This window comes from Pseudomonas sp. Pse1 (assembly GCF_024519635.1).
Classification (GTDB): Bacteria; Pseudomonadota; Gammaproteobacteria; order Pseudomonadales; family Pseudomonadaceae; genus Aquipseudomonas.
Genome location: NZ_JALJRO010000001.1, coordinates 117912 through 135738 on the forward strand (window position 1 = coordinate 117912; position 17827 = coordinate 135738).

At 61.5% G+C, this 17827-nt stretch carries 15 protein-coding genes; 8 read left to right on the forward strand and 7 right to left on the reverse strand.

Annotated elements, in window-relative coordinates; genetic code table 11:
• Positions 1–65 precede the first annotated feature (65 nt).
• Positions 66–761, reverse strand: a complete 696-nt coding sequence (locus NR126_RS00505; RefSeq protein WP_027618945.1) for a pirin family protein — start codon at positions 759–761, stop codon at positions 66–68.
• 254 nt (positions 762–1015) lie between these two features.
• On the opposite strand from NR126_RS00505, the gene NR126_RS00510 reads away from it, so the two are divergent.
• Positions 1016–3511 carry a UvrD-helicase domain-containing protein gene (locus tag NR126_RS00510; protein WP_256829429.1) on the forward strand — a complete coding sequence of 832 codons (2496 nt, stop codon included), beginning with the start codon at positions 1016–1018 and terminating at the stop codon, positions 3509–3511.
• A 3-nt stretch (positions 3512–3514) separates the two neighbouring features.
• Here the strand turns inward: NR126_RS00510 and NR126_RS00515 are convergent, their stop codons facing one another.
• On the reverse strand, positions 3515–3790 hold the full coding sequence (locus NR126_RS00515; protein WP_027618943.1) for a DUF1652 domain-containing protein: 276 nt from the start codon (positions 3788–3790) through the stop codon (positions 3515–3517).
• A gap of 220 nt (positions 3791–4010) precedes the next feature.
• On the opposite strand from NR126_RS00515, the gene NR126_RS00520 reads away from it, so the two are divergent.
• Genes NR126_RS00520 through NR126_RS00535 form a run of 4 tightly spaced genes read left to right on the forward strand, consistent with a single transcriptional unit; the run spans position 4011 to position 7801 of the window.
• Positions 4011–4826: an AraC family transcriptional regulator gene (locus tag NR126_RS00520; protein ID WP_105754252.1), complete on the forward strand. Its 816-nt coding sequence runs from the start codon at positions 4011–4013 to the stop codon at positions 4824–4826.
• A gap of 50 nt (positions 4827–4876) precedes the next feature.
• Positions 4877–6283: an FAD-binding oxidoreductase gene (locus tag NR126_RS00525; protein WP_256829430.1), complete on the forward strand. Its 1407-nt coding sequence runs from the start codon at positions 4877–4879 to the stop codon at positions 6281–6283.
• Positions 6284–6312: 29 nt separating this feature from the next.
• Positions 6313–6654, forward strand: a complete 342-nt coding sequence (locus tag NR126_RS00530) for a cupin domain-containing protein (RefSeq protein WP_105754250.1) — start codon at positions 6313–6315, stop codon at positions 6652–6654.
• Positions 6655–6706: 52 nt separating this feature from the next.
• The gene (locus NR126_RS00535) at positions 6707–7801 is read left to right on the forward strand and encodes a polyamine ABC transporter substrate-binding protein (protein WP_027618939.1); all 1095 of its coding nucleotides are present in this window, start codon (positions 6707–6709) and stop codon (positions 7799–7801) included.
• 7 nt (positions 7802–7808) lie between these two features.
• Here the strand turns inward: NR126_RS00535 and NR126_RS00540 are convergent, their stop codons facing one another.
• Complete coding sequence (locus NR126_RS00540) at positions 7809–8033, reverse strand: YgdI/YgdR family lipoprotein (protein WP_027618938.1); 225 nt, start codon at positions 8031–8033, stop codon at positions 7809–7811.
• 185 nt (positions 8034–8218) lie between these two features.
• On the opposite strand from NR126_RS00540, the gene NR126_RS00545 reads away from it, so the two are divergent.
• On the forward strand, positions 8219–9871 hold the full coding sequence (locus tag NR126_RS00545) for a VRR-NUC domain-containing protein (RefSeq protein ID WP_372825449.1): 1653 nt from the start codon (positions 8219–8221) through the stop codon (positions 9869–9871).
• Positions 9868–12129: an ATP-dependent DNA helicase gene (locus NR126_RS00550; protein ID WP_256829432.1), complete on the forward strand. Its 2262-nt coding sequence runs from the start codon at positions 9868–9870 to the stop codon at positions 12127–12129. The genes NR126_RS00545 and NR126_RS00550 overlap by 4 nt, the downstream gene beginning before the upstream one ends.
• A 57-nt stretch (positions 12130–12186) precedes the next feature.
• Here NR126_RS00550 and NR126_RS00555 read toward each other — a convergent pair whose 3' ends face one another.
• The 3 genes from NR126_RS00555 to NR126_RS00565 form a co-directional block, all read right to left on the reverse strand.
• Positions 12187–13500, reverse strand: coding sequence for an FAD-binding oxidoreductase (locus NR126_RS00555; RefSeq protein ID WP_256829433.1), 1314 nt, complete (start codon positions 13498–13500; stop codon positions 12187–12189).
• A complete protein-coding gene (locus NR126_RS00560; protein WP_027618934.1) occupies positions 13497–14585 on the reverse strand; it encodes a polyamine ABC transporter substrate-binding protein in 1089 nt (362 codons plus the stop codon). Before NR126_RS00560 ends, NR126_RS00555 begins: the two co-directional genes overlap by 4 nt.
• Positions 14586–14737: 152 nt before the next feature.
• Complete coding sequence (locus NR126_RS00565) at positions 14738–16096, reverse strand: glutamine synthetase family protein (RefSeq protein WP_027618933.1); 1359 nt, start codon at positions 16094–16096, stop codon at positions 14738–14740.
• Between the two features lie 162 nt (positions 16097–16258).
• On the opposite strand from NR126_RS00565, the gene NR126_RS00570 reads away from it, so the two are divergent.
• The gene (locus NR126_RS00570) at positions 16259–17191 is read left to right on the forward strand and encodes a helix-turn-helix domain-containing protein (RefSeq protein ID WP_256829434.1); all 933 of its coding nucleotides are present in this window, start codon (positions 16259–16261) and stop codon (positions 17189–17191) included.
• Here the strand turns inward: NR126_RS00570 and NR126_RS00575 are convergent.
• Entirely contained in the window at positions 17188–17784 is a 597-nt protein-coding gene (locus NR126_RS00575; RefSeq protein ID WP_105754248.1) for a cupin domain-containing protein, read from the reverse strand. The genes NR126_RS00570 and NR126_RS00575 overlap by 4 nt on opposite strands.
• Positions 17785–17827: the final 43 nt, after the last annotated feature.

Consider the following 17827-nt stretch of genomic DNA (forward strand, 5'->3'; position numbering starts at 1 on the left):
GGGGTCAGAAGATTCACTGCTGAATATTCGGCCGCCATCGCGAGCAGGCTCGCTCCTACTGTGATTTATGCCAAATCCACCAGGACAATCTCACTGTCCTCAATCGCCGTCACCCGCAGCAGCCGCTCTTCAGCCACCGCCACCCCATCCCGAGCCTCCGCCCGCAGGCCGTTGACCTCGATCACCCCGGTGGCAGGCACCAGGTAGGCGCGCCGTCCGGCATCCAGTGAATACTCGGCGGTTTCCCCTGCCTTCAGATTGGCCGCCACCAAACGGGCGTCGGCGCGGATCCGCAGGCTCTGGTCATCGCCGGCCTTACCGCTGGCCAGGGTCACAAAACCCTCGCGCTGGCCTTTTGGAAAGGGTTTCGCACCCCAGGAAGGCGCCAGGCCAGACTCGTTCGGCACAATCCAGATCTGGAAAATTCGCGTCGCTGTCGATTCCAGGTTGTACTCGCTGTGGGCAATCCCGGTGCCGGCACTCATCACCTGTACGTCGCCAGCCTCGGTACGACCCTTGTTGCCGAGGTTGTCGGCATGGCTGATGGCCCCTTCGCGAACATAGGTAATGATTTCCATGTCGCGGTGGGGGTGGGTTGGAAAACCGGTGCCGGGGGCGATCACGTCGTCGTTCCACACCCGCAGGTTGCCCCAGTTCATGCGTTTTGGGTCGTAGTACTCGGCGAACGAAAAGTGGTGGTGGGCATCCAGCCAGCCGTGGTTGGCGCCGCCCAGGGAAGCAAAGGGCCTGAGTTCAAGCATGATCGTCTCCTGAAAAGGTTCGTCACTAATCGAGAACCGTGGTTGATGGCGAGCATCATCTATCAACAAATGATCGATAAAAAGCGTAAAAACTGCGTCAATCCAATCAAATTGTTCGATTTATAACGCCGCCGTCAATATGGCAATACACTTTCACTTCATCCCTTAAACCAATGATCGACAAGCATTTGACTAGAACTCAATGGCAAATGCAGACACCATAGCCAACAACAGCCTCACACCCTGGAGTCAGCGTGCCGCGTCACATCCCCGATCTTCCTCCCGAGCTTTTGCCCCTGTCCGAGATGCCCTGGTTCAAGCGCCTGGCCGCGCGTTTCTTCGGTCATGGCCTGACACGCCTGCGCGCCCAGCACCGCGCGTCGTGGCTGCATGGCCAGGCCGACGGTTTCCGCAGCGGGCATACCGCCGGCGTCGATTACGGATTCAAGGAAGGCAAGGCCGAAGGTCTGGAAGAAGGGCGGCAGGTGCTACTGATTCGCGACAGCCGTTGCACCGAGCACCCGGCGCCCAAGGTCGATGAACACCTCTTCGACGATTGGCGGTTGCCATTGACGGCCGACATCAAGAAGCGAATGAAAGCCGACGTGGCGCGCCTGCTGCCAGCGAACGGGCAGCCGAGTGCGGCGCAATGGAAGATGATCTTCAGCGATACCCCGTCAACCTCGGTGATCGCCGGAGCAGGCGCGGGCAAGTCCACCACGCTGGCGCTACGCATTGTATTACTGGTGCACTACCTCGGTTTCGAGCTGGACTCGCTGACCGTGGTGACGTTCACCCGCGAATCGCGCAAGGATTTCATCAATAAGCTGATCGATCTGTTTGCCCTGTGGCAGCGCCCGCTGGACCAGAAAGCAGCGCGGGAACTGGTGCGCACCTTCCATTCGCGGATCCTGCCGATGGTCCGCAGCCTGCCGGGTTTCGAGCGCCTGCAAGCCTTCGAAAACCTTAGCGAGCGTACCTTGTTCGACGATGCCGAAGGTGACAGCAACCCCTTTGACCTGCGCATCAACGACGCCCAGCGTCGGCGACTTAACGCCTGCTTTCATCGCTTGTTTACCGACAATCAGCGCTTTCGGGAGCTGATCACCCCGTTATCGCGCCATGCCCTGCAACTCAAGGAGCTGGAGCGCGACCACCCGGACGTGCAAAAGCGCATGGCGGTGACCGAGTTGGCGGCCAAGCGTGACGAAGAACTCTGCGATACCGTCGAGGATCTATGGCTGCGTGCCGGTGCCTGGCCGATCAAGGGCATCGAGCCGAACCGCCAGACCTTCGAGATCAATGGTGCGACCTTCCATTGCCACGGCTACATCCCCACCCTGGATGCCTGGGTAGTGCTGGGTTTTGATCCAAGGGAAAACCCCCAGCTCAGCCGTCCCAATGCCAAGCTGACCGTGCGCGCAGAATGGGCGGTCAAGCGCACCCTGTTTCAAGCTTTCTGTCGTAAGCCATTGATATGGCTGGATAGTTACGATTCGTCGAAGCGAGTTCTCGGTACACTGGCCGCAGATGCCAGCGCCGGTCCGGGCTTCGATTACAAGGTCAAGGGTGAGCTGGCCAGCGCGCCGTTGCTCGATTGTTTTGTCGCGGCGGCAAGCTTTATCGAGAACCTCGGCCTGGATGTGCCCGCGGCAGTCGGCCAGATGGCCTTCGCCAAGGACGATCCGGACCGGTTTTTCTTCGAGGCGTTGAGTCTGTTCTGGCGTGCCTTCGAGGATCATCTGCTAGACCAGTCGCCGCCAGTCATGACTTATAACCGCATGTTCGCGCTGTTCAGCGAGCACTCGCCGGAAAACCTCAAACTGCTGTCGGACGACCTGCTGCGGCCGATGGCGCACTTGATGATCGACGAATTCCAGGACGTTTCGCCGCAAATCGTTTCCTGGATCCGCGCCACCCTGAGCGAGATCCGCCGGCGCGGGCCGTCCATGCATGTCGGCCGCGGGGCCCAGCGCTCATCCCTCCTATGCGTCGGCGATGACTGGCAATCGATCTACGGCTGGCGCGGCAGCTCGCCGAAGTACTTCATGGAGTTCAACAAGGAATTCCCGTCACCGAGCACCACCCGGGTGATGCTCAGCGATAACTACCGTAGTCACCAGCACATCATTGACGCCGCCGAACACATCGTGCGCGCTGCGCCGGCGATCTCCGGCAAGAAAGCCAAGGCGTGCGGCGACTTCAGTGAGCTGTGGCCGGTCAACATTCACGACAGGGACGAGGAAGCCCTGGGCAAGCGCCTGGCCGAGCACTACCGAAATGGCGATTCAATCTTGATGTTGTATCGAAAAAGCAGCGATAAGCTATTGATAGAAAAACATATTTCATCTGTAGTTAATGTTGATTCTAGCTTGCCGTACCCGCAGCGCCGCCTCAAGCAGTTGACCTATCACAGCGCCAAGGGCCTGCAGGCCGATGCGGTGTTCCTGCTGGGGGATTGCCAGCACCTGACCAGTTCGCCCTACAAAAACCAGGTCTATCGCATGGCGGGATTGGGCAAGGACGGTGATGCCGAGCCATACGACAGCGCACAGAAAGACGAGATCCTGCGCCTGGCCTATGTCGGGATCACCCGGGCAGTGAAACATTGCCATTGGTACGTTGACGCTCAGGAGGGCACAGCAGTGAACATGCCGAGGGCCTCTGATCGAATCCCTGCCGGCAAACCGTTTTTTGCTGATCTACGCAATGCTGGCAGTGAGCCGGCGCGGCAGGGGCGGCAACGCTAGCGCTCAGGCAATATGCCGGAGCGCCACAGAGGGGATGAAGGCTTCCAGTTCGTCCTCGACGGCCTCGATGATGCGCTCGACATCGGCGGCATTCATCACCGTGGCGCAGGGGATGCCGGCGATGGCAATCAGGGTTTCACCGCTGACACGGTCGAATAGCCGGGCGATCATGCTGCTCGGTGCATCCATGTGGCCTTCAAAGCCCATCGGATGAAAATGCCAGCGCATCAGCTGGCAGGCATTGGGAAATGTAACCTTGCTGAACGAAGCCCTGTTCATGTGTTGCCCACCTTCGACATCGAGCCGTTCCGTCAGCTCATGGGAGGAGAGTAGTGCCGTCAATGGCCCAACCGTTTGAGTGATTAAAAATAGCATTCAATTTTAATCCGGTTACCGGGTTTTTCAGGCCGATTGGCGATAGATTGCAGTTTTTTGCGCTGCATCACGTTCCGTGATGTCATTGAGCCCCGGCGCGCTTGCCACTACTTCCGAGAACCCCATGTCTGTCCCTGACGACGGCCCGTTATTGACCCAGGCCACCGGCGAAACCGTGCTGCGCTATCACCTGTGCTGGAAGCACCGCGATCTGGACGGCGTCATGGCGCTGTATCACCCGGATATCCAGTACCACGACTTTTTCCAGAACCGCGTCCTGGGTCTGAGCGAGTTGCGCGAGTACGTGCGCAGCAGCATGCCGCGCGATCCCGAAGAGGCGCTGGAACACTCGGACCGGATTCGCCTCGATGGCGACACCGCCTTTATCCAGTACCGCATGACCCTGCGCGGTGGCGAGGGTCTGGTGTCGTTTCGTTCGAGTGAAGCCATTACCGTGCGCGACGGGCTGATCTGGCGGGTCAATGAATACGCCTCGCTGGTCCATGAGCAGCCAGGGTGCCAGACTCAGGCCGGCAGTCGTCCGGCAGCCAGTCGCCTTGGGCTGTCGCCACGGCAACTGAGCTTCATGGCCCAGGACCTGCAGCAGTACTTCGAGCGCCAGCAGCCCTATCTCGATCCGCAACTGGACCTGCAGCGGGTGGCCGAGGAGTGCGGTTACAGCCGCAACCAGATCTCCTACCTGCTCAACCAGGTGCTGGGTCAGAGTTTCTACCGCTACGTCAATCAGGCGCGCTTGCGCCATTTGCTGGCGGCGCTGGAACGGGCTATCCCGCCGGTGCGTACCGATGAATTGGCGTTCGCTGCGGGCTTTAACTCGTTGTCAGCGTTCTACAGCTGTTTCCGTCAGCACACCGGTCTGTCGCCCAAGGCTTACGTGCGGCAAATTTCCTTGCGTGCACGCGCGCAAGACACGCCCTGAGGCCAGGCACTAGGATCGACGCCATCGAAACTTGAGTGGCGGAGACTTGCATGCCAGCGTGGCGCACGATCAGTTTATGGATGGACCAGCTCGAAGAGCCACTGCTGCCGCGCCCGGCGCTGGAGCACGACCTGGACGTCGATGTGGCGATCATTGGCGCCGGTTACACCGGGCTCTGGACCGCCTATTACCTCAAGCGTCAGGCACCTGAGCTGAGCATCGCCATCATCGAGGCACAAATGGCCGGCTTCGGCGCCTCGGGACGCAACGGCGGCTGGCTGATGGGTAACCTGCTGGGCGAAGACCGCCTGCTGGCCGGCCTGCCTGCCGAACAGCGCCGCGGGTCCTTCGACTTGCTGCACAGCATTCCCGATGAAGTAGAGATCGTCATCGAACGTGAAGGCATTGACTGTGATTACCGCAAGGGTGGGGTGCTGTATTGCGCAGCGCGCTACCCGGAGCAGGAGCACAGCCTGCGCAGGTATCTGGACGGTCTTTATGCCCAAGGACTGAATGAAGCTGATTACCGCTGGCTGAGCCCCGAGCAACTGAATCAGCAGATTCGCCTCGCCAGGCCCTACGGCGCCATCTATGCCCCCCATTGCGCGACCATTCACCCGGCGAAACTGGTACGCGGCCTGGCCCGCACGGTCGAGCGCATGGGGGTGAAAATCTATGAAAACAGTCCGGTGACGGCCTGGCAGTCGGGCAGTCTGAGCACGGCCAAGGCCAGCGTGCGCAGCCGTTGGCTGGTGCCGGCGGTGGAGGGCTATGCGGCCACCTTGGCGCCCTTGGGGCGCTATCAGTTGCCGGTGCAAAGCCTGTTGGTGGCCACCGAGCCGCTCTCGGCGGCGACTTGGGAAAGCATCGGCCTCGAGCGAGGCCAGGCGTTCAGCGAGAGCAGCCGCCAGGTCACCTACGGCCAACGCACTGCCGACAATCGCCTGGTGTTTGGTGCGCGCGGGGGGTACCAGTTTGGCGGCAAATTGCGCCACGACTTCGACCTGACGCGCAGCGAAGTCGAGTTACGCCGCTATTTGTTTGGTGAGCTGTTCCCGCAGTTGAAGGATGTTCAAATCACCCATTCCTGGGGCGGCAACCTGGGCATGTCGCGGCGCTTCAAGCCGCACATGTTGTGTGACCAACGCACTGGCATTGCGCTGTCGGGCGGGTATGGGGGTGAGGGTGTCGGCGCCAGTAACCTCGGCGGGCGCACCCTGGCCGATCTGATCCTTGGCCGCGACAGCGACTTGATCCGCCAGCCGTGGGTCATTCCTCAGGGAGGTCTTGACGCACTACGTGCCTGGGAGCCCGAGCCGCTGCGCTGGCTGGGCTACAACGCAATCATCCGCAGCTTCATCCATGAAGACCAAGTGCTGGCCAATCCCGACAGTGCGCCGTGGCGGCGCAAGTTGGCGATGCAGGTGGCGGGGTTTATGGAAGGTTTCATGCACTAAACGCGTTCAAATCACCGACAGGTATCAGCATGAGTATTACCCAGTTCAAGAACACCTCCCACGTTAGCCTGGATGAATCGGCGCCGGTTGCCGTGCCGCTGGGCGAGCCGGTCGCCATGACCTCGAGCACCAGTGTCGAACGCAGCGATGGCGTCGAAACCGGCATCTGGGAGTGCACCCCGGGCCGTTGGCGGCGGCAGATCGTCGCCCAGGAGTTCTGCCATTTTATCCAGGGTCGCTGCACCTTCACCCCGGATAACGGCGAAACCCTGCATATAGAAGCGGGCGATGCACTGATGTTGCCCGCCAACAGCACCGGTATCTGGGACATCCAGGAAACCGTGCGCAAGACCTACGTCTTGATTTTCTGATCCTCTGATCACCCGAAACCTGCCAATAACAACGCCATACAGGACTCGAATCATGATCCGCTTGCCCTACGCAGCCTTGTTCCTTGCGCCCTTGACCCTGGCCGCCACTTTCAGCCAGGCGGCCGAGACCGTGAAGGTCTACAACTGGTCGGACTACATCGCGCCAGACACGATGAAAAACTTCCAGAAAGAAACCGGAGTCGGTTTCAGCTACGACGTCTACGACAGCAACGAAACCCTGGATGGCAAGCTCATGACAGGTAAGTCGGGCTATGACGTGGTGTTTCCCTCCAACCACTTCATGGCGCGGCAGATTGCCGGCGGGGCGTTGAAGAAACTCGACAAGAGCCAGTTGCCGAATTGGCAGAACCTAAACCCGGTGCTGCTCAAGGCCCTGCAAAACAACGACCCGGGCAACGAACATGGCTTCCCGTACCTGTGGGGCAGCACCGGGATTGGCTACAACGTGGCCAAGGTCAAGGCGGTACTGGGGGACAATGCGCCCGTGGACTCCTGGGACCTGATCTTCAAGCCGGAGAATATGCAGAAGTTGCAGAAATGCGGGGTGGCGATTCTCGACAACGGTCCTGAACTGTTACCGGCAGCGTTGAATTACCTGGGGCTGCCGCATCACAGCAAGGACCCCGCGGACTACAAAAAAGCCGAAGCCTTGCTGATGAAGGTGCGGCCGTATGTCAGCTATTTCCATTCATCCAAGTACACCAGCGACTTGGCCAATGGCGATATCTGCGTCGCTGTAGGTTTCTCCGGTGACATCCTGCAAGCTGAAAGCCGCGCCAAAGAGGCCAACAACGGCGTCGACATCGGCTACGCCATTCCCAAGGAAGGCGCGGCGATCTGGTTCGACATGGTGGCAATGCCGGCAGACGCGCCTGACGAGAAGGCCGGTTATGCCTTCATGAACTACCTATTGCGCCCGGACGTGATGGCCAGCATCAGCAATCACGTGCATTACGCCAATGGCAATCAGGCCGCTGACAGCCTGGTCGATCCGGCGATCAAGCATGACACCAAGGTCTACCCAAGCCCGGAGATGATGGGCAAGTTGTTTGCCCTGGAGGCTATGCCGCTGAATATCGACCGGATTCGGACGCGCTTGTGGAACAAGATCCGTACCGGCAGCTAAGTCAGGATCAGTCCTCCTTGCGGACGGTGGCGACATCATCCGCCTTGACCTTGACCTTCGCCCCGGATATGTCCCGGAACTCGACGAAGCCCGTATCGTCGCTGGTCTTGGGCATGTCCTCGGTGAGGTATTGGGTGCCGTTCTGCAGGGTCACCACCGTGGGTGTCGAGCAACCTGCCAGCGCCAGCAGGGCGGTGATGGCCAGGGGCATGCTGAGTGTGCGGATGGTCATGTCGTCATCTCTCGTTGCCTGAAAAGTTTCTGACGGGTTGGTCCTGTGTTATCCAGAAAAGTTCGCTTAGCCCCTGAAAATGCGGGTGAAACCGCCATTGATCCCTTTACGGTTGCCAGCGCCGTGGCAAAACTGATATCTGTATGCATAACCAGTATCCATTTTCGCCATGGCCCTTTCTACTTGTGACCGCCAATCCGCTCGAAGATCCGTTCTACTACCTGAATAACTTCCGGCAGGTGCTTGCCTGGCTGGAGCAGCGCTATGCCGACGTGCTGAGTCCGCAGGAACAAGCCTTCATCGACAGTTTTGCCGAGTTGCCACGCGCCTCCCAGGCGCTGCTGGTGCGGATGGTCATGCGCAAGGGCGAGCATTTTCGCCTGGGCAAGCTGCAGTACACGGAAATCGGCGATCCAGCATTGGCAGTCGAACCCTTGATGGCGCTGGGCTGGGTCGACGAACAGGCGCTATTGAGCCTCGATCAGGTGTTCGAAGTGCTGTTGAAGGCGGAAATTCTCGCTTGCTTCGGCACGGCCATCGAGCAACCCAAGGCGAAGAAAAGCCAATGGTTGGAAGCGCTGCGTTTGCGCCTGGATCCGCCGCAGGCGCTGAAAGCCTGGTACCCGGAACTGGACGATCGCTTGTTCAGCCTGACCATCATGGCGCTGTGCGATCGCCTGCGGCTGATGTTCTTCGGCAACCTCTACCAGGATTGGTCGGAGTTCGTGCTGGCCGACCTCGGTATCTTCACCTACGAAAAGGTCGAGATCTGCAGCGAGTCCCGGGGCTTGCGCAGTCGCGATGACGTCGACGCGTTCCTCTATCTGCATCAATGCCAGCAGGCTTTCGAGGCCGGCGAGGCGCTGGAAGAGGTGGTGGCGCAGATTATTGCGCTGGACACCGCCAACCCCTGGCTGGAGCGGCGTCGCGGCAAACTGCTGTTCCAGCTGGGCCAGCATTGTGAGCGGGTGGCCGATTGGCCTGGGGCGCTGGGCCTCTATCGCCAGAGTGGTTACCCCGGCGCGCGGGGGCGGTTGATCCGGGTGCTGGAGCGTTGCGCCGAATACGAATTGGCGCTGGAGCTGGCGACCGAGGCCGAGCGGGCGCCGCAGAGCGCCGCCGAGCTGCAACAGTTGGCGCGCGTGTTGCCGCGCTTGCGGCGCAAGCTCGGCGGACCGCCCACACCACGGCCCAAGGCCCGGCAAATGGAACGCCTGGATCTCGAGCTGCTGCGGGCCGATCCGGCGCTGTCGGTGGAGTTTCATGTGCAGGCGCACCTTCATCAGCCGGATGCCCCGGTGCACTACGTCGAGAACAGCCTGATCAACTCGCTGTTCGGCCTGTTGTGCTGGCCGGCGATCTTCGCCCCGTTGCCCGGGGCCTTTTTCCACCCGTTCCAGCGCGGTCCGGTGGACCTGTTGAGCGAGGATTTCCAGACCCGCCGCAGCGAGCTGTTCCAGGTGTGCCTGGCGGAGCTGGACGATGGCCGCTACCGCGACACCCTGCGCCAGCGCTTTCGTGAAAAAGCCGGGGTGCAATCGCCTTTCGTGTTCTGGGGCGTATTGACCGAAGAACTGCTGGAGCAGGCGATGCTTTGCCTGCCCGCCGAACACCTCAAACACTGGTTCGAGCGCCTGCTGCTGGACATCAAGGCCAATCGCGCCGGAATGCCCGACCTGATCCAGTTCTGGCCCGAGCAACGCCGCTACCGGATGATTGAGGTCAAAGGCCCGGGCGATCGCCTGCAGGACAACCAGTTGCGCTGGCTGGAGTTCTGCCAGGAGCATCAGATGCCGATTGCCGTGTGCTACGTGCAGTGGGCGGAACTCGCCGCGTGACGTACCGCATCGCCGTGCGGGCGCTCTGCGAGTTCACCGCCAAGGCCGGCGACCTCGACCTGCGCTTCACCCCGTCGCCCACCGCCCTGGAGGGCATCGCCGGGCATCGCACGGTGGCCTCGCGGCGCAGCGCCAGTTATCAGAGCGAAATGCCCTTGCAGGGTGAGTACCGCGAGCTGACGGTCAAGGGCAGGGCGGATGGCTACGACCCTGAGCAAAATCGCCTGGAGGAAATCAAGACCTACCGTGGCGACCTGCAGCGCATGCCGGCCAACCACCGCCACCTGCACTGGGCCCAGGCGAAGATTTACGGTGCTCTGCTGTGCCAGACCCTGCAGTTACCGGCGGTCAATCTGGCGTTGGTGTACTTCGACATCGTCAGTGAAAAGGAAACCAGCCTGGTCGAGACCTGGAGCGCCGCCGACCTGCAGGCATTTTTCCAGCAACAATGTGAGCTGTTCCTGAGCTGGGCTACGCAGGAAATGGCCCACCGTACGGCGCGCGACCAGGCGGCGCAGGGCTTGCGCTTTCCGCACCCGGACTTCCGGCGCGGTCAGCGTCACCTGGCGGAATCGGTATTCAAGGCGGTCAGCACCGGGCGCTGCCTGATGGCCCAGGCCACCACCGGCATCGGCAAAACCCTCGGTACCCTGTTTCCAATGCTCAAGGCCCTGGCGCCGCAGCAACTGGACAAGCTGTGGTTTCTCACGGCCAAGACCCCGGGGCGCAAATTGGCCCTGGACGCCGCCCAGGTGCTGATCGACAGCGCCGAGACGCTACCGTTGCGGGTGCTGGAAATGGTTGCCCGGGACAAAAGCTGCGAGCACCTGGACAAGGCCTGTCACGGCGAATCCTGTCCATTGGCCAAGGGCTTCTACGACCGCTTGCCCGCCGCCCGCCAAGCCGCCAGCCAGGTCACGCTGCTGAATCAGGCGGCGCTGCGCGAGATCGCCCTGGCGCATCAGGTCTGTCCGTATTACCTGAGCCAGGAAATGGCCCGCTGGGTCGACCTGGTGGTCGCCGACTACAACTATTACTTCGATTTCAGTGCGCTGCTGTTCGGCCTCGGCCAGGCCAACCAGTGGAAGGTCGCGGTGCTGGTGGATGAAGCCCACAACCTGGTGGAGCGCGGGCGGCAGATGTACAGCGCGAGCCTCGATCAAGGCAGTTTCAATGGCATGCGCAAGCTCGCTCCCGAAGCGTTGAAAAAGAGCCTGCAACGGCTCAATCGCGAATGGAATGCCGTGCACAAGGAGCAGGTTGCGGCGTATCAGGCCTACGCCAAATTACCGGACAAGCTGCTGCAGGCCCTGTCGCTGTGCACCGCAGCCATCGGTGATTACCTCAACGATCACCCCCAGGGCCTGGACGGCGAAGTGCAGCGCTTCTACTTCGATGCGCTGCAGTTCAGCCGGGTCGCCGAGTTGTTCGACCAGCAGTTTCTGTTCGATATCAGCAAGCGCGAGCTAAAGGCCGGTCGCAGCCTGTCGCAGCTGTGCCTGCGTAATGTGATCCCGGCCGGCTTCATCCGCCCACGGCTGACGGCAGCGCGCAGCGTGGTGATGTTTTCCGCGACCCTCAATCCGCAACGCTACTACGCCGACCTGCTGGGGCTGCCGGCGGAAACGGTATGGATTGACGTCGAGTCGCCGTTTCGTGCCGAGCAACTGCAGGTCCAGGTGGTCAGTCAGATCTCCACGCGCTTCGTCCATCGCCAGGCGTCGCTGGCGCCGATCGTCGAGTTGATGGCGCGGCAGTTCGAGGAACGTGCGGGCAACTACCTGGCGTTCTTCAGCAGCTTCGATTACCTGCAGCAAGTGGCGCAGCTGTTCGCCCAGCGTTATCCGCACATCCGCCTGTGGCCGCAGTCGCGGGGTATGGATGAAGGCAGTCGCCAGGTGTTTCTCGATCAATTCACCGACTCCAGTCAGGGCATCGGTTTTGCCGTGCTCGGCGGGGCGTTTGGCGAGGGTATCGATTTGCCTGGGGCGCGGCTGATTGGTGCGTTTATTGCGACCCTCGGGCTGGCGCAACTGAACCCGGTCAACGAACAGCTCAAGCAGCGCATGGCGACGATGTTCGGTGCTGGCTATGACTACACCTACCTCTACCCGGGCCTGCAGAAAGTGGTGCAGGCCGCCGGGCGGGTGATCCGCACCCAGCAGGACCAAGGCGTGGTGATGTTGATCGATGATCGTTTTGCCGAGCCGAAGGTGCAGCGGCTGTTGCCGGGGTGGTGGTCGGTTAGCGGTGGTTGACGGGATGCCACCATCGCCGGCAAGCCAGCTCCTGCGGGTTGTTCTTTGAGTCTGCAATCAGCCCAACATCTCCTTCACCCGATACCAGGCCATACCCAACGCCAACAGCGGTGTACGCAACGCCCGCCCGCCAGGAAAGGTCAGGTGCGGCACCGCGCTGAACACATCCAGGCCCTGGCTGTGGCCGGCGTGGATGGCCTCGCCGAGCAGGCGTGCGCACCAGTGGGTGACGTTCAGGCCGTGGCCGGAATAGCCCTGGGCGTAATACACATTGGGGTGCGCCTGCAGGCGTCCGACCTGAGGAAAACGGTTGGCGGAAATGCCGATGCGTCCGCCCCATTGGTAGTCGATCCGCGTATTGGCCAACTGCGGGAAGACCTTGAGCATCTGCGGACGCATGTACGCAGCGATATCCGCCGGATCGCGACCGGAATAGTGGCAAGCGCCGCCGAACAGCAAGCGCCGGTCCGCCGAGAGCCGGTAATAATCAAGGCCGACTTTCTGGTCGCACAGCGCCAGATTCTGCGGGATCAACTCATCGGCTTGCTGCTGCGACAGCGGCTCGGTGGCGATGATGTAACTGCCGGCCGGCAGCACCTTGCCGCTGAGCTTTGGCTCCAGCTCTTCCAAATGCGCGTTGCAAGCCAGCACCAAATGCCCGGCGCGCACCGTCCCCGCGGCACAACGCACCTGCACCGCAGTGCCATGGATAATCTCCAGCACCGGGCTCTGCTCGAAGATCCGCACGCCCAGCGCTTCGGCCACCTGGGCTTCAGCCAACACCAGATTGAGCGGATGCAGATGCCCCGAGCCCATGTCCACCAGGCCGCCGGCATACACCGACGAATTCACCACCTGGCGCATATCCTGCGGGGCTACCAGGCGGGTTTCGTGGGCATAACCCTGGGCCTGCAGGCTGTCCTGTTCGTCCTTGAAGGCGGCGAACTGGGCAGGGGTGTTGGCCAGCTCGCAGAAACCCCAGCGCAAGTCGCAATCGATGTCGTGGGCATTGATACGATCGGCCACCACTTGCACCGACTCGATGCCGGCGCGCTCCAGATAGCGCACGCCCTCGTCACCGACATAGCGGCTGAAGCCCGAGACGTCATGGCCGATTCCGCGGATCAACTGCCCACCGTTGCGTCCACTGGCGCCCCAGCCGATGCGCCTGGCTTCCAGCAGGATCACCGAGAGCCCGCGCTGGGCCAATTCAATGGCGGTGTTGACGCCGGTAAAACCGCCGCCAATCACGCAGACATCGGCATCCAGATCGCCGCTCAGCGCCGGGCGCGACTGCAAGCCGTTGGCGGTTGCGGCGTAGTAGGAGCGGGCGTGCTCCTGGGCCGGGTTGAGGTCAGTGAACTGATTCATTTGTTGGACTTCACTTTGCTCCAGGAACGGGTCATCAGCCGCATGATTTCCGGAGTCGGGGTGGTCGAGATGTAGAGTTTGTCGAGCACGGCCTGGGGCGGATAGACCTCGGGGTTGTTCACCAGCTCCTGATCCATGAACGGCTTGGCCGCCGGGTTCGGGTTGGCGTAGCCGACCGTGGCGCTGACCTTGGCGATCACCTCAGGTTCGAGCAGGTAGTTGATGAACTGATAGGCCTGCTGTGGGTTGCCGGCGTCGGCCGGGACCGCCAGCAGGTCGAACCACAGGTTGCTGCCTTCCTTGGGAATTGCGTAGGCGATGTTCACCCCGTTCTTGGCTTCCTTGGCGCGGTTGGCGGCCTGGAACACATCGCCCGAGTAACCGAAGGCGATGCAGATATCACCGTTGGCCAGGTCCGAGACGTACTTGGAGGAGTGGAAGTAGGTGATGTATGGGCGCAGGGTCAACAGCTTGGCTTCGGCTTTCTTATAGTCTTCGACCTTCTCGCTGCGCGGGTCCATGCCCATGTAGTTGAGGATCGCCGGGTAGACCTCGTCGGCCGAGTCCATCATCGACACGCCGCACTGGCTGAGTTTCTTCAGGTTTTCCGGCTCGAACATCACCGCCCACGAGTCGATATGGTCAACCCCCAGCACCTGCTTGATCTTGTCGACGTTGTAGCCGATGCCATTGGTGCCCCACAGGTACGGCACCGAGTGTGCGTTGCCCGGGTCGTTTTTTTCCAGCAGGGTCAGCAGTTTCGGGTCGAGGTTCTTCCAGTTCGGCAACTGTTCGCGGTCGAGCTTGAGGAACGCCCCGGCCTTCACTTGGCGCGCGAGGAAGTGGTTGGAAGGCACCACCACGTCATATCCGGTGCGGCCGGCGAGCAGCTTGCCTTCCAGGGTTTCATTGGAGTCGAACACGTCATAAATCACCTTGACCCCGGTTTTCGCGGTGAAGTCGGCGAGGGTGGTTTCACCAATGTAATCGGTCCAGTTGTACACGCTGACACTGGGCTGGGCCTGGGCCATTGCGCTGCACAACAGCGCGAGGGTGGCGGGAACCAGGGTTTTCAATAGACGCATAACGACACCTCTTGGAATTATTGAATTTATTCAGGTGGATCTCTGGTGTTTGATCGGCCGTCTTCGCGAGCAGGCTCGCTCCCACAGGTTTTGCATCTGGCCCTGTGGGAGCGAGCCTGCTCGCGAAAACGGTAATAAGGCCGCTGCAGGACTTAGACGCTGAGCATCAGGAACTCACGCTCCCACGAACTGATCACCCGCTTGAAGTTCTCATGCTCGGCGCGTTTGACGGCGACGTAGCCGCGCACGAATTTGCTGCCCAGGTAGCGCTCGATGGTTGCGCAATCTTCCATATGCGCCAGGGCGTCCTCGATGGTGATCGGCAGGCGCAGGTTGCGGCGTTCGTAGGCGCGGCCTTCGACGGCCGCGCTCGGTTCGATCTGTTCGATCATCCCCAGGTAGCCGCAGAGCAGGCTGGCGGCGATGGCCAGGTACGGGTTGGCGTCAGCACCGGGCAGGCGGTTCTCCACGCGCATCGCTTCCGGGCTGGAGGTCGGGACCCGCAGGCCGACGGTGCGGTTTTCCATGCCCCATTCGACGTTGACCGGGGCCGAGGTGTCCGGCAGGAAGCGGCGGAACGAGTTCACGTTAGGGGCGAACATCGGCAGCAGTTTCGGAATGTATTTTTGCAGGCCGCCGATGTGGTGCAGGAACAGCTCGCTCATGCTGCCGTCGGCATTGGCGAAGATCGGCTTGCCGGTGACGATGTCCACCACGCTCTGGTGCAAGTGCATGGCGCTGCCCGGCTCGTCACCAATCGGCTTGGCCATGAAGGTCGCGGCAACGTTGTGCTTGAGCGCCGCTTCGCGCAGGGTGCGCTTGAACACGGTGATTTGGTCGGCGAGGTCGAGGGCGTCGCCGTGACGGAAGTTGATTTCCATCTGCGCCGGGCCGTCTTCGTGGATCAGCGTATCGAGGTCCAGGCCCTGGGCTTCGCACCAGTCGTAGACGTCTTCGAACAGCGGATCGAATTCGTTGGCAGCGTCGATTGAAAACGACTGCCGACCACTTTCCGCGCGACCCGAGCGACCCAGCGGCGCCTTGAGCGGCAAGTCCGGGTCTTCGCAACGCTGGGTCAGGTAGAACTCCATTTCCGGCGCGACAATCGGCTGCCAGCCTTTGTCGGTGTACAGCTGCAGGACTTTCTTCAGCACGTTGCGCGGCGATAGCTCGATCGGGTTGCCGAACTTGTCGAAGGTGTCGTGGATCACGATGGCGGTCGGTTCGATCGCCCAAGGTATTACGTACACCGAGTCCGCCACCGGCTTGCAGACCATGTCGATGTCGGCCGGGTCGAGCAGGTCGTAGTAGATGTCGTCGTCGACAAAATCCCCGGTTACCGTTTGCAACAGCACACTTTCCGGCAGGCGCATGCCTCGCTCATGCAGGAACTTGTTGGTGGGCGCTATCTTGCCGCGAGCGATACCGGTCAGGTCACTGACCACGCATTCGACTTCGGTAATCTTGTGATCTTTCAGCCAGGTGGAGAGCTGATCGAAAGGGGCGTTCATAAAGACCTCGTTATTGGTTTTATACCGCGCCAGGGTCCGGCAGGCTTTGCACAGAGGCTTCCCCTGAAGCGCGTTGAGGTCTATCTTGGGCGACAGTTATGGTCCTTATCTATCCACTTTCCGCAGCCGCAAAGCGCACCAAAAGAGTGCGCGGACTTTCTCATGACAGCGCCAAACCCGTTGCACGTGCAGGCTTTCAACACCGCCGATGTCGCCGACCAGATCCGTGCCACCCCTGGCTGGGTGCAGCATTACCAGCAGATGTCGCCGGGGCATTTCGCCGGCCGGGTGCGCTATCTCGACCTGCAGGGGGTGGAGATCTACGAGGAGTGCATGAACACCCGGGTCGAGCAGAATTTCAGCGCGCCGCCGGGGGCGCTGGCGTTCTGTTTCGATCGCAGTGATAACGCGCTGTATGTGCTGAACGGTGAAAGCCGCAACATCTGGATCACCCCGGAGAACTATCAGGAAGTGGCCGTGGTGTTCGGTCCCGAGTTCGTGCAGCGTCATGGGTTGTCCAGCGAACGCCTTGAGGGATTGTTCCTCGCGCCGCTCAATTCCCAGCAGAACGCGCTGTTCAGTCGTTGGCTCAGCGGCACCCTGACCCGATTGTCCGAGACCCTCGATCCACCCAGCCGCGAAGCCCTCACCGAGCAACTGCTGGACGACTGTCTGTTCATCCTCGACAACGCCTGCGTACGTCTCGACCCGGGCGCGCTGCAGCGTCGTGCCGGGGAGCGGGTGATCATGCAGCGCGTCGGCGAGTGGGCGGCCGACACCCCGGAAGAAAACCTCAACCTGCTGGAGCTGGCGAATGTCGCCGGGGTGTCCCTGCGCCAGTTGCAGCACGCCTTCAAGACGTTCACCGGCATGGCCCCGAGCCAATGGCTGCGCCTGCGCCGCCTCAACAGCGCGCGCCGCGATTTGCTCAGCCGCGACCCCGAGCAGACCACCGTCGCCGAAGTGGCGATGCACTGGTCGTTCTGGCATTTGGGGCGCTTTTCCAGCAGTTACCGCGCCTTGTTCCAGGAGCTGCCCAGCGACACCCTCAAGCGCGCGCCGGTGGTGCAGGTTGTGGGACGAGGGCGGCGTTAGAACGTCGGCGGCGTAATCACCCAGATCACCACGGCATCGACCTCGCCGGGATTACCGTAGCGATGCGGCTGCTGGCTGGGGAAGCTGAAGCTGTCGCCCTCGTTGAGCTGGAAATGCCGCTCGCCGACCCACAACTCGAAAGTGCCGGACAGTAGGTAGCCGGCTTCGTCGCCTTCGTGGCTGTAGCTTTGCTGGCTGTAGGTGCCGGGCGGGAAGCGTGAATGGAGCATTTCCAGTTGGCGGTTGGGTTGCGGGGTGAGCAACTGGTCGACGATGCCGTCTTCGTAATGCACGCTCAGGCGGCTGTTCTTGCGCACCACCACGCCGTCGTCTTCGGGGGCGGTATTGGCTTCACTGGCGAAAAACCACTGGATGGTCACGCCCAGGCTGCGGGCGATGTTGAACAACGCCGGGATCGACGGGTAGGCGAGGTTGCGCTCCAGCTGGCTGATGTAGCCGGCAGTCAATTCACTCAGCTGCGCCAACTGCGCCAGGGTCATGCCCCGGCGCTTGCGCAGGCCACGGATGCGGGTGCCGAGGAAATGCGGTGAGGCGCTGGCGGTGTCGGGCGCAGGCATGTTGTTGTTGCTCATGGCGAATTCCAGACCGGGAGGGGCTTGGGCGCGGTCCCTGCAG